Origin of the sequence: Acinetobacter amyesii, from assembly GCF_023499985.1 — a bacterium.
GTDB classification, from domain to species: Bacteria; Pseudomonadota; Gammaproteobacteria; order Pseudomonadales; family Moraxellaceae; genus Acinetobacter; species Acinetobacter amyesii.
Window position 1 is genome coordinate 152,496 of the sequence record NZ_JAMCOU010000035.1, and the last position, 17,346, is coordinate 169,841.

General features: G+C 38.8%; 20 protein-coding genes and 1 pseudogene. 15 read left to right on the forward strand and 6 right to left on the reverse strand.

Translation table 11 applies throughout. The annotated features are described in order from the left end of the window. Positions 1–25: 25 nt before the first annotated feature. From M5F03_RS13415 to trpB, 9 genes are all read left to right on the forward strand, one after another. Positions 26–355, forward strand: a complete 330-nt coding sequence (locus M5F03_RS13415; protein ID WP_180074039.1) for a YbaB/EbfC family nucleoid-associated protein — start codon at positions 26–28, stop codon at positions 353–355. Between the two features lie 12 nt (positions 356–367). Then, positions 368–964, forward strand: a complete 597-nt coding sequence (recR, locus tag M5F03_RS13420) for a recombination mediator RecR (protein ID WP_078188505.1) — start codon at positions 368–370, stop codon at positions 962–964. 201 nt (positions 965–1,165) lie between these two features. Next, positions 1,166–2,308 carry a ribonuclease D gene (locus tag M5F03_RS13425; protein WP_249708586.1) on the forward strand — a complete coding sequence of 381 codons (1,143 nt, stop codon included), beginning with the start codon at positions 1,166–1,168 and terminating at the stop codon, positions 2,306–2,308. A 124-nt stretch (positions 2,309–2,432) separates the two neighbouring features. Then, the gene (locus M5F03_RS13430; RefSeq protein ID WP_180011296.1) at positions 2,433–2,741 is read left to right on the forward strand and encodes a YcgL domain-containing protein; all 309 of its coding nucleotides are present in this window, start codon (positions 2,433–2,435) and stop codon (positions 2,739–2,741) included. Positions 2,742–2,762: 21 nt separating this feature from the next. Then, positions 2,763–3,146, forward strand: coding sequence for a hypothetical protein (locus M5F03_RS13435; protein ID WP_078193907.1), 384 nt, complete (start codon positions 2,763–2,765; stop codon positions 3,144–3,146). 21 nt (positions 3,147–3,167) lie between these two features. After that, positions 3,168–4,019, forward strand: coding sequence for an AAA family ATPase (locus tag M5F03_RS13440; RefSeq protein ID WP_078193906.1), 852 nt, complete (start codon positions 3,168–3,170; stop codon positions 4,017–4,019). Between the two features lie 79 nt (positions 4,020–4,098). Next, a complete protein-coding gene (locus M5F03_RS13445) occupies positions 4,099–4,551 on the forward strand; it encodes a hypothetical protein (RefSeq protein ID WP_078193905.1) in 453 nt (150 codons plus the stop codon). A 202-nt stretch (positions 4,552–4,753) separates the two neighbouring features. After that, entirely contained in the window at positions 4,754–5,941 is a 1,188-nt protein-coding gene (locus M5F03_RS13450; RefSeq protein ID WP_249708588.1) for a vWA domain-containing protein, read from the forward strand. A gap of 131 nt (positions 5,942–6,072) precedes the next feature. After that, positions 6,073–7,281 (forward strand): tryptophan synthase subunit beta, encoded by a 1,209-nt coding sequence (gene trpB, locus M5F03_RS13455; protein WP_249708598.1) that lies wholly within the window; start codon positions 6,073–6,075, stop codon positions 7,279–7,281. Positions 7,282–7,358: 77 nt separating this feature from the next. Here the strand turns inward: trpB and M5F03_RS13460 are convergent, their stop codons facing one another. The 4 genes from M5F03_RS13460 to M5F03_RS13475 all read right to left on the reverse strand — a co-directional run bounded on the left by M5F03_RS13460 (position 7,359) and on the right by M5F03_RS13475 (position 9,050). Beyond that, a complete protein-coding gene (locus M5F03_RS13460) occupies positions 7,359–7,640 on the reverse strand; it encodes a hypothetical protein (protein WP_249708590.1) in 282 nt (93 codons plus the stop codon). Positions 7,641–7,761: 121 nt separating this feature from the next. After that, entirely contained in the window at positions 7,762–8,193 is a 432-nt protein-coding gene (locus M5F03_RS13465) for a CBS domain-containing protein (RefSeq protein ID WP_078193901.1), read from the reverse strand. A gap of 106 nt (positions 8,194–8,299) precedes the next feature. Continuing rightward, positions 8,300–8,677: a DUF2750 domain-containing protein gene (locus M5F03_RS13470; protein ID WP_078193900.1), complete on the reverse strand. Its 378-nt coding sequence runs from the start codon at positions 8,675–8,677 to the stop codon at positions 8,300–8,302. A 139-nt stretch (positions 8,678–8,816) separates the two neighbouring features. Further along, the gene (locus M5F03_RS13475) at positions 8,817–9,050 is read right to left on the reverse strand and encodes an SEL1-like repeat protein (RefSeq protein ID WP_078188494.1); all 234 of its coding nucleotides are present in this window, start codon (positions 9,048–9,050) and stop codon (positions 8,817–8,819) included. A 222-nt stretch (positions 9,051–9,272) separates the two neighbouring features. Between M5F03_RS13475 and M5F03_RS13480 the strand changes: the two genes are divergently transcribed. Then, positions 9,273–9,632 (forward strand): hypothetical protein, encoded by a 360-nt coding sequence (locus tag M5F03_RS13480; RefSeq protein WP_111884936.1) that lies wholly within the window; start codon positions 9,273–9,275, stop codon positions 9,630–9,632. Positions 9,633–9,741: 109 nt separating this feature from the next. Beyond that, a complete protein-coding gene (locus tag M5F03_RS13485) occupies positions 9,742–10,065 on the forward strand; it encodes a hypothetical protein (protein ID WP_078193898.1) in 324 nt (107 codons plus the stop codon). Here M5F03_RS13485 and M5F03_RS13490 read toward each other — a convergent pair. Both M5F03_RS13490 and M5F03_RS13495 read right to left on the reverse strand, forming a co-directional pair. Further along, positions 9,989–11,560 (reverse strand): M16 family metallopeptidase, encoded by a 1,572-nt coding sequence (locus M5F03_RS13490; protein WP_372491146.1) that lies wholly within the window; start codon positions 11,558–11,560, stop codon positions 9,989–9,991. The two genes, M5F03_RS13485 and M5F03_RS13490, sit on opposite strands and share 77 nt — an antisense overlap. A 123-nt stretch (positions 11,561–11,683) precedes the next feature. Continuing rightward, positions 11,684–13,006: pseudogene (locus tag M5F03_RS13495) on the reverse strand (M16 family metallopeptidase); the annotation flags it as partial. 241 nt (positions 13,007–13,247) lie between these two features. On the opposite strand from M5F03_RS13495, the gene ftsY reads away from it, so the two are divergent. The 4 genes from ftsY (at position 13,248) to M5F03_RS13515 (ending at position 16,885) form a co-directional block, all read left to right on the forward strand. Next, on the forward strand, positions 13,248–14,354 hold the full coding sequence (gene ftsY / locus M5F03_RS13500; protein WP_180007272.1) for a signal recognition particle-docking protein FtsY: 1,107 nt from the start codon (positions 13,248–13,250) through the stop codon (positions 14,352–14,354). 174 nt (positions 14,355–14,528) lie between these two features. Continuing rightward, the gene (locus M5F03_RS13505; RefSeq protein ID WP_249708592.1) at positions 14,529–15,215 is read left to right on the forward strand and encodes a nitroreductase family protein; all 687 of its coding nucleotides are present in this window, start codon (positions 14,529–14,531) and stop codon (positions 15,213–15,215) included. A gap of 216 nt (positions 15,216–15,431) precedes the next feature. Next, the gene (locus tag M5F03_RS13510) at positions 15,432–16,025 is read left to right on the forward strand and encodes a nitroreductase family protein (RefSeq protein WP_249708594.1); all 594 of its coding nucleotides are present in this window, start codon (positions 15,432–15,434) and stop codon (positions 16,023–16,025) included. A gap of 182 nt (positions 16,026–16,207) precedes the next feature. After that, on the forward strand, positions 16,208–16,885 hold the full coding sequence (locus M5F03_RS13515) for a DUF2057 domain-containing protein (RefSeq protein WP_249708599.1): 678 nt from the start codon (positions 16,208–16,210) through the stop codon (positions 16,883–16,885). Positions 16,886–17,346: the final 461 nt, after the last annotated feature.

Consider the following 17,346-nt stretch of genomic DNA (forward strand, 5'->3'; position numbering starts at 1 on the left):
TCATCAGTTTTGTTCGGAGATTTTTATGAACATTAATATGCTCATGCAGCAAGCTCAACGCATGCAAAAAGAAGTTGAGAGCAACATAAAAAAAGCCAAGGAAGAGCTTGCACAAGTTGAAGTTCACGCTGAAGCAGGTGGTGGTCTGGTTAAAGTTACTATGACTGCGCGTCATGTGGTGAAACGTATTGAAATCAATCCTGAACTACTTCAAGATGATGCAGATATGATTGAAGACTTAATTGCAGCAGCAATGAATGATGCTTCACGTCAAGCTGAAGCGATTTCAGAAGAAAAACTGAAATCTGCAAACTCTGGTATGGGTCTTCCACCAGGTCTTTCAGGTTTATTCTAAGGAATACGTTAAATGTTTAGTGATCGTTTTGATCAACTTGTACAGGCATTGCGTATTTTACCAAGCGTTGGGCCAAAGTCGGCTCAACGTATGGCACTGCACTTAATCATGAAAAACAGGGAAGGCGCTGTCGGTCTGGCACATGCCTTGACTGAAGCAACCAACTATATTCATGAATGTTCCATTTGCCATTCATTGACTGAAGATGAAGTATGCAACATTTGCGTCTCTTCAGAGCGTGATGATCAACTGCTTTGTGTGGTTGAATCTCCTGCAGATGTCATGGCAATCGAGCAAAGTGGTAGTTTTAGAGGGAAATATCATGTATTGGGTGGGCATTTGTCGCCACTCGACGGTATTGGCCCCGACGAAATTGGTATCCCATATTTAATTCAACGACTAAGTGATGGTAAAGTGCAGGAAGTGATCTTGGCGACCAATGCAACAGTTGAAGGTCAAGCGACAGCACATTATTTGGTTGAAGCGACTAAACATTTACCAATACAAATGACCCGTATTGCACAGGGTGTACCACAGGGTGGTGAGCTTGAATATGTGGATAGTCATACCTTAAGTCAGGCCGTGCATAACCGAATGCGAATGAAGTAAATATAGAGCGAAACTCGTTTCGCTTTGTATAATTTTCATCTAATTATTTATACTTAATAACGATTAAAGTTTTTGTTTACAATGAATAAAAAAGCTAAATAAAGGAAATAAGTCACTCAAATAACGTTTTTCCTTATAGATAAATAATATATATCAGTTAATATAAGCTCATAGAGCATCTAAAATTAGACTCAGCAACTTATGTATCAATTCATTCAAAATCAGCCAGATTTAAATTCTGTTTTAAATCTTATGGACCAAAGCTCGATTTACGGACTCGACACCGAGTTTATAAAAGTAGATACCCTGTGGCCCAAACTTGGACTTTTCCAAATTAATGTACAAAATCAGGTGTATTTACTTGATGGTACAACCCTCGATTTAAGCCAATTCTGGCAAAAATTATTTGCGGCTCAGCAAAACATTTTTCATGCTTGTAGTGAAGATATCGACCTGATTTATCACTATGCACAGCATAAGTCTTTAGAAAATGTCTTTGATACCCAAGTTGGGATGTCATTTTTAGGGCATGGCTTACAAGTCAGCTATCAAAATGCCTTAAAAACTATGCTCAATGTAGATATAGATAAAGATCAGACACGTTCAGATTGGTTGGCTCGTCCACTCAGTGCCGAGCAATTGAACTATGCAGCGAATGATGTACATTATTTAATGAATTTAAGCCATACGATTCAGAACGAATTGGCTGTGAAAAGTTTATTAAATTGTGTGCTTGAGGACTGCAAAAATTTAACTTATGAAATTGGCACTGAAACGCCGATCCATATGCTGTATCACGATATTGGTAATTATCGACATTCACGTCGTCAGCTCATGCAAATTCAGCAATTGGCCGTTTGGCGTGAGCAAATGGTGAAAGCCTTAAATCAGCCACGTAGCTTTATTCTTAAAAACTCAACCATCATTGATATGGTAGAAAAAAATCCAAAAAATAATTTTCAATTGAGTGCAGTGAAAGACATTCGTCCGAACATTGTGCGTGAGCATGGTAAAATTATTTTAGATTTGTTGAAGTTTTTACCAGAACAAGCTGAATGGCCGCTGCGTATGGCACGTCCAATTCGTCATTCGTCTCAGGATATTGGTTCGCGCGTCGATACAGTCATTCAGCGTGCAGTACAAGAAACCTCTGTGCCTAAAGAAGTTTTAATGCGTAAAAAATGGTTAAATGCTTTGTATCAGCATGTGGTTTTTCATAATGATGAACAAGGTTTACCGAGCTATTTGTTGGGCTGGCGCTATGATTTGCTGACGAAGCCTTTAATTGAAGTACTGCATGCCGATGAAAGCTATCTTTCTAGTCAAATGAAAGTGATGGAATAAGTTCTGATTGATTAAAGAACTATCACTTATACAAATTCACGACTGATGCGTTAATAAACACTAATGTATCAGTCTTTTTTTTGATGTATCCTTTGCCTTGCGTTTAATGAGTATTGATTCAATTATGTACTGTTCTATCTACAAATCGAGCAAAAAAGATGAAATGTATCTTTATATTGCTCGTCCTGAAGTTAATGAAAACGAAACTGAAGCGACAGATCCGCTTGCAGTAATGCCTGATGCTTTACGTACAGCATTTGGTCGTGCCACATTTGTCATGGATCTAGAACTCAGTGAATCACGCAAACTTGCACGTGTGAACGTATTGCATGTCATAGATTCTATTGAAACAAAAGGATTCTTTATTCAGATGCCTCCAGAAGGTTTAATTGACCCAAATGCAGTTGAGCCAGAAGGCTTGCGCGGCGCTTAAGTTAATTCAGGAGTTGTGAAAATGAATGGTGTAGTATCGGTATTGGACTCAATTCCTGAAAGCAGTATTGCAATTACGGTTTACCTAGGTGGGGCTGTAATTGCTTTGTTGTGTTGGTATGGGCTGATGAAGCGCTTACCCAAAACGATCGGTGCCATTGGTTGGCTTATCGTATTTGCTATTTTATTAACACCAACCGTTTCTGAAGGTTCAAATGCAGCGATCGCACCTGCGATTTTTGGTTTGATTTTTGGTGTATTAACAAAAGATCAGCCATTGGTTTGGTTGAATCTATCGCTGATTCTCTTTGTGGTGGGTATTGGTTTAGTCCTTGGTTATTTTTGGACCAAATACAATGCAGCGAAACCACAGCACGTTGTTAACAAGAAAATTTCACCGCTTTAAATAAAAAAATAAGGTTATGTCATGTCTGTTGAAAATCAACAATTTACTGGTACAGATCAATATATTGCGACCGATAGCTTAAAACTTGCAGTAAAAGCTGCACGTTCATTGCAAAAGCCACTTTTGGTTAAAGGTGAGCCGGGGACAGGTAAAACTCTTTTAGCCGAACAAGTCGCTGAAAGCTTAGGGCTTAAGCTCATTACTTGGCATATCAAATCGACGACCAAGGCTCAACAAGGTTTGTACGAGTACGACGCCGTATCTCGTCTGCGTGATAGTCAGTTGGGCGATGACCGTGTTTATGACATCAAAAACTATATTAAGCCGGGTAAGCTTTGGGAAGCATTCACTAGTGAAGAACGTTGTGTACTTTTAATCGATGAAATTGATAAAGCAGATATCGAATTCCCTAATGATTTGCTGCATGAACTCGATAAAATGTCCTTCTTTGTGTATGAGACGGGTGAGACAATTACGGCTACACAACGTCCAATCGTGATCATTACTTCAAATAATGAAAAAGAACTTCCAGATGCCTTCTTGCGTCGCTGTTTCTTTCATTATATTGAATTCCCTGACGAAGCAACCATGCGTGAAATCATCGATGTACATTTTGAAAATATTTCAAATACCTTGGTCTCTGAAGCACTACAAATCTTCTTTAAATTACGTCAAATTCCGGGTTTAAAGAAACCGCCTTCAACCTCTGAGTTGATTGATTGGTTGAGTTTGCTGATGGCGGATGATATGCCAGAAGATATTTTACGCAACACAGATAAATCAAAATCAATTCCACCGCTTTATGGTGCCTTGATTAAGAACGAACAAGATGTTCAATTGCTTGAGCGTCTAGCATTTATGTCACGTCGTTAATTGATATCAATTCTTTAAAAGATTTAAAAGCCGGTTATCCGGCTTTTATTTTGAGTATTAAAAAATATAAGGGTGAATTATGCAGACAAGCGCATACTTATCTCAAGTACACATAGCTGTACCTAAGAGATTAAAGCCAACTGTGCTTTTGTTGGCTGCGAGCTTTTATCTCCCTGTTTTTAGTTATGCAATGGATGATGCTCAGTTTGAACAGCAGCATCAACAGCTACTCCAAGATGCGTATTGGGCGCAACTTGCAGAACATCAACTTAAAGAAAAACTCCTCGATCAATCAGATCATCTCGCAGCTCAAACGGCCATTCAGCAAAAGGCTTGTGCTGCAACTGTACTTGAGCTGAAATACTATGATTTTGTGATCTTGAACCTAAGCGATTTTAACCGCTATAGAAACCATCAAGGTTTTCATAAAATAGTATCTATTGAACAGTTGCAGCAAGATCGCCTCAATGTTCAGCACAAATATGAAACTCTTAAACAATCGCTTAACAATAGAAATGCGATTTGCGAATAAATCATGCTGTATGTGTTTCTTTGGGTAGTAGGGCAACGTATATGAACACGCAGTAAAAGCTTTTGGCTTTACTTGTAGGGATCAATTTTTCATAATGGTGGATGTAAGGCAAGACTCAGTTGCAGATGAAATAACAAGATCACATGCATTCACACTGGATTTGACCTCCTGATATTTAATTTTTATTGGATTTTATTCGCCTATGTTTGTGCGATTGTTTTATACCCTTCGAAAATACGGTGTTCCTGTTTCAACTCGTGAATTGATTGACTTGAACCAAGCAGTGGCAGCAGGGCTGGTCTTTGCAGATCAAAATGAATTTTATCAGCTTGCAAAAACCGTTATGGTCAAAGATGAGCGTTATTTTGATAAGTTCGACCGTGCAATGAAAGACTATTTTGATGGTATTGCCACCTTTGATTTGGATGAACTATTAAATCAGGTGCATAAATTGCCAAAGGATTGGTTTGATCTTGAACTTATCGAAAAACATCTAACACCTGAACAACGAGAAGAATTAAAAAAAGCCGGATCATTAGAAGAATTGATGAAAATGCTTGAAGAGCGTTTACGCGAACAGCATAAAAAGCATCAAGGTGGTAATCGGATGATCGGTACGGGCGGTACCTCGCCCTTTGGTGCCTATGGTGACCATCCTGAAGGTGTGCGTATCGGTGGGCCTGGTCGTAAACGATCTGCGGTGAAAGTTTGGGAACAACGTCAATACCGAAATCTAGATGATGAGCAGATTCTCGGTAGTCGTCAGATGCAGATGGCTTTGCGTCGTTTGCGTAAATTTGCCCGCCAAGGTGCAGCAGAAGAGCTAGATATCGACGGAACCATTCGTGAAACAGCCAAACAAGGAATTTTGGATGTGCAGTTGGTTCCTGAACGACGTAACCGCATTAAAGTCTTGATGCTGTTTGATGTTGGGGGCTCGATGGATTCACATATTGCCCAATGTGAGAGGCTCTTTACCGCGGCTAAAACTGAATTTAAAACCTTAGATTATTTCTATTTCCATAACTGTTTATATGACTATGTGTGGAAAGATAATATTCGCCGTTCAAGCACGCGTATGAATACTTGGGATCTATTCAATACCTATGGGCGTGATTACCGCGTCATCGTGGTCGGTGATGCAAGTATGGCACCGTATGAGTTGAACTCTGTAGGTGGTTCTGTGGAGTATATGAATGATGAAGCGGGTCAGGTGTGGTTACAGCGCTTACGCAATCACTTTGATAAAACAGCATGGTTAAACCCCGAAGAAGAAAGTTATTGGCACTACACCCAAACCATAGCTGCGATTAAACAAATCTTTGAAGATCATATGTTCCCAATGACCCTAAAAGGCGTGGAAGATATGACGAAATATTTAGCGCGCTAAAGCGTTAAAAACGATACTTTTTCTTATCAATGATGTTTATATTACATACTCCAATTTTGCATTGTTTCTTATTTTCAAAATTGGATAGTATTTAAAAGTCTTTGTTCTGCATACAACATGAAGGAAATATGATGGATCATCAAATTAATGGTATCGCATTACCTAATGAAGAAGGTTTCTTCGGTAAATACGGTGGGCAGTTCATTCCACCAGATTTAAAACAGGCAATGGATGACATTAATGTTGCTTATGAGCAAATTCGTCATACAGAGGAATTTCAAAATGAATTGAAGGATTTGTTTGCACACTATGTTGGACGTCCAAGCCCATTGTTTTATGCGAAGCGCTTGTCTAACAAATTAGGTGGGGCACAAATCTACCTCAAGCGTGAAGATCTTAACCATACTGGCGCACATAAAATTAACCACTGCCTTGGCGAAGCTTTGTTAGCAAAATACATGGGTAAAACCAAAGTGATTGCAGAAACTGGCGCAGGTCAGCATGGTGTAGCATTGGCAACGGCTTGTGCCTTGGTGGGCATTCCATGTGAAATTCACATGGGGCAAGTGGATATTGAAAAAGAACATCCAAACGTAGTGAAAATGAAGATTTTAGGTGCCAACCTAATCTCTGTCACTCGTGGTACAGCTACGCTTAAAGATGCAGTAGATAGCGCTTTTGAAGAATATTTAAAAGATCCAACCAATTTTATTTATGCGATTGGCTCAGTGGTTGGCCCACATCCATTCCCGAAAATGGTTCGTGACTTCCAGTCCATTATTGGTGATGAAATTAAAATTCAAGCCAATGATCGATTTGGTGCAAATCCTGACTATGTCGTTGCATGCGTGGGTGGTGGATCCAATGCTGTTGGTGCATTTACAGCATTCCTGAATGACTCCGATGTCAAACTCGTAGGCGTTGAGCCTGCAGGCCATGGTTTAGATACCAATATGCATTCTGCGACGTTGACATTGGGTAAGCCAAGTCAAATTCATGGCATGGCATGTTATGTCCTTGAAGATGAACAGGGTGAGCCTTTGCCAGTGCATTCAATTGCATCAGGTCTGGACTATCCAGGAGTGGGGCCACAACATAGTTTGTTAAAAGACCTAGGCCGTGTTGAATATACAACAGCGACAGACCAAGAGTGTTTAGATGCATTCATGACGCTTTCACGTGTGGAAGGTATTGTTCCTGCACTAGAAAGTTCACATGCGGTTGCTTGGGCAATTCGTGAAGCGCCAAAACTTGCCAAAGATGTGAAGATTGTCGTTAACGTTTCAGGCCGTGGCGATAAAGACTCAGACTATGTGGCTGAAAAATTAGATTTAAATTAATTACTGCCATTAAAAAAGACTAAGTTGCTCATCATCTGTTGATGGTGCAAAAATCTTTTGCAGGTGTTTAGCCCGATCTATATTCGAAATATCCCAGTTTTTAACTGGGATATTTTTTTGACATAATTTTTATATAAAGTGTGCTTAACGCTTGATGTAATTGGAATTAACTCAGGATGTAGCGCATAAATAATTGCCTTTGCATCTAAAATTTCAGCGACAGCAGAAGCAATCTCTAAATTGATCGTACGTCGGTGGTATTGCAGCAGTTCATCGTCTTTCATAGAAACCATCAAGCGTTCCAATTCTAAAATGATGGCATCAAGGTGGGCTAATTTATCTAAAGCAGGTTTCAACATAAGAAAGGAAATTGAGAAAAGTAATTAATTTGTAATGTGTAAGTCATTACAAAATGTGAGTTATATAAATTATTGATATTTGGAATTCCCCCTTAAAGCTTATCAAGGGGGATTTTTGAGTTTAGCCAGAAATATATTGTTGAAGTTGTTCGATCAGTTTGCGTTGATCATCCATTGCTGCTTTTACAAGGTCGCCGATGGAGATTAAGCCAGTTAATTTCTGTTCCTCAACGACAGGTAAATGACGTAAATGGCGATCTGTCATGAGTTCTAAACATTCTTCGACAGTCGCTGCACTTGTCACGGTGATTACGCTCCCAGTCATAATTTCGCTGACAGAGGTATCGAAAGATGTTCTTTCCATCAGGGCGATTTTACGTGTGTAATCACGCTCAGACAAAATCCCAACAACTGTGCCTTCATGGGTCACAACGAGGGCACCAATGCCTTTTTGTGCCATCAGGGAAATGGCTTCGAGTACAGTCGCATCTGGAGTGATGGTGTAGATTTCTTGATAAGCTTTGTCTTTAAGTACTTGGGCAACTGTAGTCATATTTTCATTCCTTTATAGTAGTTTTTGTTTAATTTAAATTAGCGCGAAATTTGAAAAAAGCAAATACTTTTCAGTGCATGTTGGGGTCAAACATGCACTGAGGGTTTTATGCCATTTGAATCTTATTTTGGTTAAAAAAGAATAAACGCATTTGCGAGGTTGTGAGCTTGAGACGGATGTGGCTAGAGCTATGCAACGCAGGGATAACTTTAAGACGTGTTAATGTCGGTAATAGCGATGCCTCAAAATCTTGTGGTGTAATGCGTCGTGGAGTGTAGTTGGGCCAATGTTTTTTGGCATATTTATGCGCTTGAATGCCATTTAGCCAAAACGGGAAGATAATATGATCTTGATCGCTGGTCATTGCCCAACCTTGTTGGTGGTAGAGCCCCCAAAGGACTCCACAGTACATCATGGTTTTTAAAATACTAATTTTATAAAATAAATCTTTTGGAATAGGTTTATATTGCTTTAATTTAGACATCATATGCAGCGTGTTGTTGATGTTGCTCCTATTGTAGAAAATTCTTATGAAAAAGCTGTGTAAGCTTTGAACTTGATTGTAAGAATTTATGTAGTTAAAAGTTGAAGGGTGTAAAAAACGCCACCTTAGTGACGTTTTGTTATGCTTGCAAAGTGGCCATGTTCTGCCAATATTGCGCTTTGAGTGAGTCACGTTCTACGCGGAAGCCTTGATAATAAAGTTCAGCCAAAAATAACGCTGCTTTACCATGTCCAGCACGAGCTGCATCTTCCAATTCATGAACTGCATCGCTGAAGTTCATTTGAGATTGAATTGTGTTTACTGCATTTGCGTATACATGTTCGAGTTCATGTTGAGAGAATTGTTGAATCATATTTAACTCCTTATTCTAATTATGATCATTAAGGGCCCATTCTTTAGCCCTATTAACTAATTTAACTAAGTATTATTAAACTAATATTACAATTATCTTGAATTGTCAACTATTCACGTAAATATTTCTAATTTGCTATAGTTTACATGATTAAACAATGGACAATTGTTTTCGTGAGTAAAATACTATCACAAGAAGTTGTAGATAATAAGGAGAAGTAAAATGACAAGAGTTTTAGACGGTTTAACTTTAGATTATCCTCCGACATTAGCGCAAATTGTGGAGTTGGCACATCTACATCGTCGCAATCTTGATGAAGCAATTTTTCATCAAGAAATTCATTTAGGGGATTTTGGTTTGGCACAGCGCAAACGTGTATATGATTTCACACGGGATTTAGATAAGGCACAGCGTTTAGAATTTTACAATGCATATAATGGCGAATTACTCAAAATCGCCGATGATGATGATTTACATCCAGCGCATGCAGAAGGTGGAATGAGTATTTTTGCAGTATTTATCGTTTTGGCGATTATTGCATTGATTCTTTATTTTGCGGTGATACGTACCATTATTCATTAAATTGTTTAGCTAACTCACAGACTGAAACGGTGGACTGATGCAGTTTTAAGCGCTGTGACTTGAACTTCTTGAACGTCAGCCATACACTACTTTGAACCTGAGGTAGTGTATGACTATTGATTTAGAAAAAATTATTCAATTCAAATCTAAAATACAGCTAGAGCAAATTTATAATATCTTTGTTTCAGTCATGATCGTGGTGATTTTGGTATTGGCTGTAATTGCCTTATATCGTCCTATTTCTGTACAGCAATACCAAAACGTGTCACGACTTGCGTTGCAGCAAAGTTATCCTGAAACACAGGAAATGGCGATGCTGCTGAGACAGCAAGATCGCATTCGTGTGGGTGCTTATCTTAAATTGATGCATGCTTATCAGATGGAGTCTGTGCGGGCACATCAACTTCCGGCTTTGGCAGAGGAACAGCTTTAGTTGCAGGGATTATCTTGGTTGGAGCTGCATGTACATTCTTCTCCAATATCTGCTGTACTTCATTTTTATCTAAGGTTTTGCTCACCACAATCACAGTCATATTTTCAGGGTTCATGTAAGTACGAACCGCATTTTGTACATCAGCTACAGTTATTTTTTCCAATAATTTTGGGTACTGGGTCAAATAATCTGGATCTTGATGATAAAAGCCCAATAGACCAAGCTGTGCATTGATCGTTGCATTACTGCTGTAATTATTTGGAAAAGCACGCAGCATGCCTGCTTTGGTTTCTTCCATTTGTCTTTGATCAATAGGCATTTTGACAAAATCATTAAAAGCCTTATGTGCCACTCGGATACTATCTATCAGCTGATCTTGACGTGTTCCATAGCTAAAACTAAAGATACCAGGTGCTTGGCTAAAGCTAAATGCACTATAGGCACCATAAGTATAGCCACGTTTAACGCGAAGCTCTTGCATGAGGACCGAGTTAAAACCTCCACCACCAAACATTCGATTAGCTACTTCTAGGGCTAATCGATCTTTGTTATCACGTGTCGTTCCTAAATGTCCAAACATGACGTTGGCTTGGGTGGAATTGTAAGGAAGATGGATGATATCAAACCCTTGTTTTTCTTCTGGTTGTGTAAGTGCCTTAGCTTTTTCACCTTGGTTTAAGTTTCCGGAAATACGTTCTGCAAGGTTTTGTGCTTCTTTTTTGCTGAGTTTGCCTGTAATCGCAATATTCATGTTTTGAGCAACTAAAAATTGATTACGAAACTTCTTTAAAATGTCAGGGGTGATTTTTTTGATACTGCCATTGGTTCCAGTAATCGGTTCTGCATATGGGTGTGTGCCGTATACAGCCCGATAGAAACGAATATTCATTAAGCGACTTGGGCTTTCTTGGAGTTGTTTCTGACCAGCTTGGTTATTGCTGAGTGCTAAGTTGAGACTGGAGTTTTTAAAAGTCGCATTTTTAATCACATCCATCATCATACTTAAAGCAGGTTCTAATTTTTTAGGGTCTGACAATACGCGTAGCCGAACGACAAACATATCTCGATGTGCTTGTACGCTAAATTGAGCGCCTGTTTGGTCAAAAACCGAGGCAATTTGCGTTGCATTGTATTTTTCTGTGCCTTCATCGATTAAACGTGCAGCCATGTTGGCAACACCATACAAGCCTTTTCCGACTTCTTCATCACGAGCAGAACCTGCATTAAAGGTCAGTTGAATATCCACCATAGGTAGATCTTGTGATTCAACAAACAGGCTATTTACGCCATTTCGGTTTTTCAGCACTTGAACAAGCGGAGCACGGTAGTCTTTATCAATCTGTAAATTCTTTAAACTTTGCAGCACGGGGACAGATTGTAATTGGCTCGGGTTATCGTTGAGGTCAGGAACATTTTCCGTATAAGTTTCTGCATGGAGGAGTGAGCCAAACGCAGTGAGTAAGCTTAGAGATAAAATTTTCGTAATAGTCATCACTAATCCTTACAAGACGCTTTCTGTGTTTTGGGTTGAGTTAGTCTGTTGCTCCTGAGTAACAACTTCCGTTTGAGCTGGTTTTGTAGTTTGATCTGCTTTATTTGAGGTTGTTGGAACCTCCGTCTGTTCTGGAAGTAGATACATGGTGCTTAAATTTTCTCGGACAAAATACGCATTGGCGACACGTTGAATATCCTGTGCGCTGACGTTTTCATATAGTTTTGGTAATTCGTCCATTAGCCTGAAACTGAGCCCATTGACTTCTAAGTTACCGATCGTCTTGGCTTGGCTGCTGATGTCATCTTGGTTATAGACTAAATTGGAGACAAAACGTGTGGTGATACGTTCAACTTCTGGTGTTTTGACTAATTCTGTTTTTAAAGTGTCGATTTCATCTTGTATCGCTTTTTGCGCTTGTTCCATTTTGACGCCATCGGTAGGGAGTGCTGAAATGGTAAACAAGCTGTCTCCACGATTGTATGGATCATAAGAAACACTTACAGCCGTAAGTAATTTTCTATCGCGTACCAGTTTGTCTTGTAGGCGAGATGAAATACCACTGTCTAAAATATTGCGAATAATATTGAGAGCATAAGCATCTTGTGGGTTTTTTGCGGTAGCTAGTGAGCGTACATTCCATGCCATATACAAATTGGGCACTTGTACGGGTAAATTTAGTTCCATATGACGATAGCCCACACGCTCGAATTCCATCACATCGTTACGATCAGGTGTTTTACGTGATGGAATATCACCAAAGTATTTTTGAACTTGACGTATTGCTGCTTCGGCATCGACATCACCGACAATCACCAAAATGGCGTTGTTTGGGGTATACCAATCTTTATACCACTGTTTTAAATCTGCTAATTTGATGTTTTGCAGATTTTTCATGTGTCCAATGACGGGTTGACGATAGTGACTGGTTGGATAAGAGATCCATTTGAAACGTTCATAAGCCAAAGAACGAGGGTTATCATCTGTACGCTGTCTGCGTTCTTCCATAACCACTTTAATTTCAGGCTCGAAATCTTGTTGTTGCAATCGTAAATTACTCATACGATCCGCTTCGAGCTCCAGCGCCATAGGGAAGTAGGCTTTAGGATACAACTGATAATAATTGGTGTAATTGGTAAAGGTTGCGGCGTTGATGCTGCCGCCATAGATACGGCTGAGACGTGTAAATTCATCATTAGGAACTTTAGTGGTTCCTTTAAACATCATATGTTCGAGTGCGTGGGAGATCCCTAATAGATTGCCCGACTCATCACTACTGCCAACACGATACCAAATATGGGTCATTACCATCGGCGCACGGTGGTCTTCACGGATAATGACCTTTAAACCATTTTTAAGCGTGGTTTCAAAGGTGCTTCGCGTTAATTGGGTACGTGTGTCTGCATGTAGATTGGGTGTACACCAAAGGCAAATAGTGATGACACAGATAGGAAGCACTGAGCGAAATAAAGTTTTAAAAAAACAAGGAGAAAATCTGTTTTTATAGGACACAAAGGAATCCATTAAAATGCATTTTATAGTTATCTAGTTTTCCTAAAGTTAATTTTGATTGCAAGTTCAACATGTTGTTTTTTAGTGTGCTTAGCACTGACAGGCGTGTAGCGACTCAATTTAAGATAACTTATGATAGAATCGGTTTTTTTAACGCAGTGCTTTTCAAGGATTCGGCATGCAACAGCAATCTCATGGGCAGAATAAATTTTTGATTGATGCTGATATCGGTGATGACGATGTCACGCTACCGAGTTTACCTGCGGTAAATGTGCCGATTATCGAGACACCGAAAGTACAGCAAGAAGTTGCTGCACCATTACAAGAAACAGAGTCAGAAACTGAAGACTCGAAGGTGAAAGGCGGCTTCTTTAGTCGTATGAAAGAAGGTCTAGCAAAGTCACGTAAGAACTTGGCAGACGGCATGGTGAATATCCTGATCGGTGGGAAGGAAATTGACGATGAACTTTTAGAGGAAGTTGAAGAGCAACTTTTGGTTGCTGACATTGGTGTCGATGCAACCAAAACGATTATTGCGAACTTAACTGAACGTACTGAACGTGGCGATTTAATTTACTCGCACTCTTTATATAAAGCGCTTCAAGAAGAACTGGTGGCATTACTTGCACCACGTGTTAAACCGCTACATATCGACAGCAATAAAAATCCGTATGTGATTTTGGTTGTTGGTGTGAATGGTGTGGGTAAAACCACCACGATTGGTAAATTAGCGAAACGCTTACAAGGTGAAGGTAAAAAAGTAATGTTGGCTGCTGGTGATACATTCCGTGCAGCAGCCACAGAACAATTACAAATTTGGGGCGAACGCAATAATATTGCCGTTGTGGCTCAAGGTCATGGTGCAGATTCTGCTTCAGTTATTTTTGATGCATTTGAAAGTGCTCGTGCAAAAGGCGTAGACGTGCTGATTGCAGACACCGCAGGTCGTTTACATAACAAAGGACACCTCATGCAAGAGTTGTCTAAAGTAAAACGTGTAATGCAAAAAATTGACGCTACAGCTCCACATGAAGTGATGTTGGTGGTTGATGCAGGTACAGGTCAAAATGCCATTAACCAAGTTGAAATGTTTGATGAGGCAGTAGGGCTTACAGGTCTAACCATTACTAAACTGGATGGTACTGCGAAAGGTGGTGTGTTATTTAATATTGCAAGCCGTACCCATGTGCCAATTCGTTTTATTGGTGTAGGTGAGAAAATTGATGACTTGCGTCCATTCTCAGCTAAATCATTTGTCGCAGCATTATTTGAAACTGATAAATAAAATGCGTTAAATGTCACATAAACTCCGCAAAATGCGGAGTTTTTTGTTTTTGAGATTACTGATTGATTTAAAAAGCAACATGTGAATAAATCATAGTCAAAATTCAGCTTGATATACCCTTAGAATAAGTAAGGAATTATTGTTATATATAAAAATTGCTTTGGGGTGTTTAGGGTGGCGTTACTCGATAAAATTGGTCATGTATTGACTGCGGATATCACTAAAGATTTTAAATTAAAAATGAAAACTACCGAACAAGAAGTAGAAGCGTCATTTGTCGACCAACTAAAGAAACGTCGTAGTATCTACGAGCTTGGAAAGAAGGTGCATTACAGTCAGGCTTATTTGGCAGAACTGATTCAAGAATCCGTAAGAAGCTGTCCATCTGCATATAATTCGCAAAGCACACGTATTGTGGTTTTATTTGGCGAATCTCATCAAAAATTTTGGGACATTGTAAAAGACGTACAACGCAAGAATGTTGCGAGTTATATTTTTGAAGGTGTGGCGCTCAAAATAGATCAGTGTGCAGCTGGCCTGGGAACTGTGCTTTTCTATGAAGATCAAGCTGTGATTCAACAATTACAAAAGAAAGTGCCATTAAGTGCAGAAGATTTTCCAGTGTGGTCGGAGCAAACGTCTGGCATGGCCCAATTCGCAGTATGGACTTCGATCGCAGATGCAGGTTTAGGCGCATGTTTACAACACTATAATCCACACATTGATTATGCCGTTGCCGAATACTTTGATATTTCAAAACAATGGCTGCTACGTGCGCAGTTGGTCTTTGGTTCAATTGAAGGTCAAGCGCCTGAACGTTTAGAACCAGAAGATCAAGATCAGTTTAGAATTTATGAGTAATTTCTATGTTCTGTAAGTTGCTTTGATTTCTGCTGTACTAAAGACAGTGAAACCAAAATCTGAATGTAAGACGGGTTGTAGGTATTTAGATGCTTACAACTGATTGTTCTAGAAATAAGACACAATGTTGTAAATATAGTCATGCAACTGTTAAAAACATCACCTATTATAAATCTCAACTTAGTCAGCTAATTGAAAATAAAAAGAGGTCTTGTAATGTCATTCTTGAATCAAATCGAACAACGTCGCACAATCTATTCTATTGGTAATAACGTTACTTTATCGCAAGATGAAATTGAGCAAACCATTAAAAATGCAGTACGTTTAAGTCCATCATCATTTAACTCTCAAACGTCTCGTGTTGTAATTCTGTTTGGTGATGCACATCAAAAATTCTGGAATATCGTACGTGAAACTTTACGTAAAATTGTACCTGCAGATGCATTTGAAGGAACCAATGGCAAGATTAATAGTTTTGCAGCAGGTTATGGTACAGCATTATTTTATGAAGATCAGGCTGTAGTAAAAGCTCTCCAAGAACAATTTGCACTTTATGCAGATAATTTCCCAGTATGGTCTGAACATTCAACGGCAATTGCTCAATTTGCTACTTGGACGGCTTTGGCTGAAAAAAATATTGGTGCGTCATTACAACATTACAATCCAATTGTTGATGCTGAAACAGCTGCGGCATTTGATGTGCCAGATCAATGGAAACTACGTGCACAACTTGTTTTCGGTTCGATTGAAGCGCCTGCAGGCGAAAAAACCTTTATTGCAGATGAAGAACGATTCAAAACATTCAAGTAATGATGGTGTGATGAATTAAAAAGGATGCATTTAGCATCCTTTTTTTATATGCAAAATTCTTGAATGAATATCAAAATAATATCTTGAAACTAAATATACAGTGATTGTTAGATGTCATAAGATTGTCACATATGCATTGCATAGTGCATTCGAAACTAAATAATTGATAAAGAGTGATAATGATGACTTTAAGATTAACTGTTGCTGCTGCAGCGCTGATGTTAAGTAGTGCCGGATTTGCAGCTGTAACTTTGACTGTTCCGGAAGAAATTAAAATAGTTGCAGTTAATGATCAAGAAGTTACTGGTGGTTTATTTCGATCTACGGAGAAGTATAAGCTAGATGCAGGTGAAAACCTATTAACGGTACGTTATAGTGAATTTTTTCAACATGCTGATAATTCTCACGATATTTTAAAGTCAGGTGTTGCCGCCATTCGTACTCCAGCTCTGATTGATGGGCAAGAGTATCGTTTGGGTCTAATCAATGCGCCAAAAGATTTTGATGCCGCACAAAAATATAAAGACCAACCGATATTTGGATTGTATGACAAATCTAATCAATTACTAGTTCAGCAAGCTGGGGCGAAGAAAGAACAAAAATCGATTTTCTCCAATGGTGTATTGGGTAATGCCGTAGATTTTACGAAGAAAGAAGCTGTGCCAGAAAATCAACCGTCACCTGTTTATGCACAATCCGTAACTGTAAAATCAACGAACGTAGCATCTCATATAACTACTCCAAAAAATGTGACTATTAATGAAAATGGGGCAGATCAACAATTAATTCAGATTTGGCAAAAGGCCAATAAAGCTGAACGACAAAAATTCATGAGTTGGTTGGCTGAGCAAGCAAACTAAAGTCACTTTTGTAATTTCATTAGTTTTCTTAAAATCCGTGTTATTTGAAAAGTCCGTTGAATTACGGGCTTTTTAGATTGAAGAATATAAAAATCACCAATAATAATAAAATTCGTCTTTCATAAAGCAAAATATACAGATATATTGATCTTTAAATAAGCAATAAATTGCTTTTAGTTTAAAAAATAAACACTCAAGCAAAATATTATAGAAATTTCTATGATAGGGGCTTGTGTTTGTTTTGAAACCCTATAGAATACGCTGCATACCAACGCAGACAGCGATAAACTTAAGTTTTTTAGTTGTTTGATGTTGTTTCTTACTTGCTGACGAAGCATTAAGAAGATCATTAAGAGATTATGAAGAACAACTTGTGTGGATTTTTACTGATTGATTGATCGAAATTATTTTCATTGATTAATGGTAGAAATTACTCGAAGTTTATTTGAGCAAATTTTTGT

Bases quoted from the DNA above. Each gene is read 5' to 3' on its own strand.
- M5F03_RS13510 (WP_249708594.1), top strand. From the start codon at position 15,432: ATGTCATTCTTGAATCAAATCGAACAACGTCGCACAATCTATTCTATT.
- M5F03_RS13515 (WP_249708599.1), top strand. From the start codon at position 16,208: ATGACTTTAAGATTAACTGTTGCTGCTGCAGCGCTGATGTTAAGTAGT.
- M5F03_RS13450 (WP_249708588.1), top strand. From the start codon at position 4,754: ATGTTTGTGCGATTGTTTTATACCCTTCGAAAATACGGTGTTCCTGTT.
- M5F03_RS13480 (WP_111884936.1), top strand. From the start codon at position 9,273: ATGACAAGAGTTTTAGACGGTTTAACTTTAGATTATCCTCCGACATTA.
- recR (WP_078188505.1), top strand. From the start codon at position 368: ATGTTTAGTGATCGTTTTGATCAACTTGTACAGGCATTGCGTATTTTA.
- ftsY (WP_180007272.1), top strand. From the start codon at position 13,248: ATGCAACAGCAATCTCATGGGCAGAATAAATTTTTGATTGATGCTGAT.
- M5F03_RS13425 (WP_249708586.1), top strand. From the start codon at position 1,166: ATGTATCAATTCATTCAAAATCAGCCAGATTTAAATTCTGTTTTAAAT.
- M5F03_RS13435 (WP_078193907.1), top strand. From the start codon at position 2,763: ATGAATGGTGTAGTATCGGTATTGGACTCAATTCCTGAAAGCAGTATT.
- M5F03_RS13475 (WP_078188494.1), bottom strand. From the start codon at position 9,050: ATGATTCAACAATTCTCTCAACATGAACTCGAACATGTATACGCAAAT.
- M5F03_RS13430 (WP_180011296.1), top strand. From the start codon at position 2,433: ATGTACTGTTCTATCTACAAATCGAGCAAAAAAGATGAAATGTATCTT.
- M5F03_RS13465 (WP_078193901.1), bottom strand. From the start codon at position 8,193: ATGACTACAGTTGCCCAAGTACTTAAAGACAAAGCTTATCAAGAAATC.
- M5F03_RS13415 (WP_180074039.1), top strand. From the start codon at position 26: ATGAACATTAATATGCTCATGCAGCAAGCTCAACGCATGCAAAAAGAA.
- trpB (WP_249708598.1), top strand. From the start codon at position 6,073: ATGGATCATCAAATTAATGGTATCGCATTACCTAATGAAGAAGGTTTC.
- M5F03_RS13445 (WP_078193905.1), top strand. From the start codon at position 4,099: ATGCAGACAAGCGCATACTTATCTCAAGTACACATAGCTGTACCTAAG.
- M5F03_RS13485 (WP_078193898.1), top strand. From the start codon at position 9,742: ATGACTATTGATTTAGAAAAAATTATTCAATTCAAATCTAAAATACAG.
- M5F03_RS13470 (WP_078193900.1), bottom strand. From the start codon at position 8,677: ATGTCTAAATTAAAGCAATATAAACCTATTCCAAAAGATTTATTTTAT.
- M5F03_RS13460 (WP_249708590.1), bottom strand. From the start codon at position 7,640: ATGTTGAAACCTGCTTTAGATAAATTAGCCCACCTTGATGCCATCATT.
- M5F03_RS13440 (WP_078193906.1), top strand. From the start codon at position 3,168: ATGTCTGTTGAAAATCAACAATTTACTGGTACAGATCAATATATTGCG.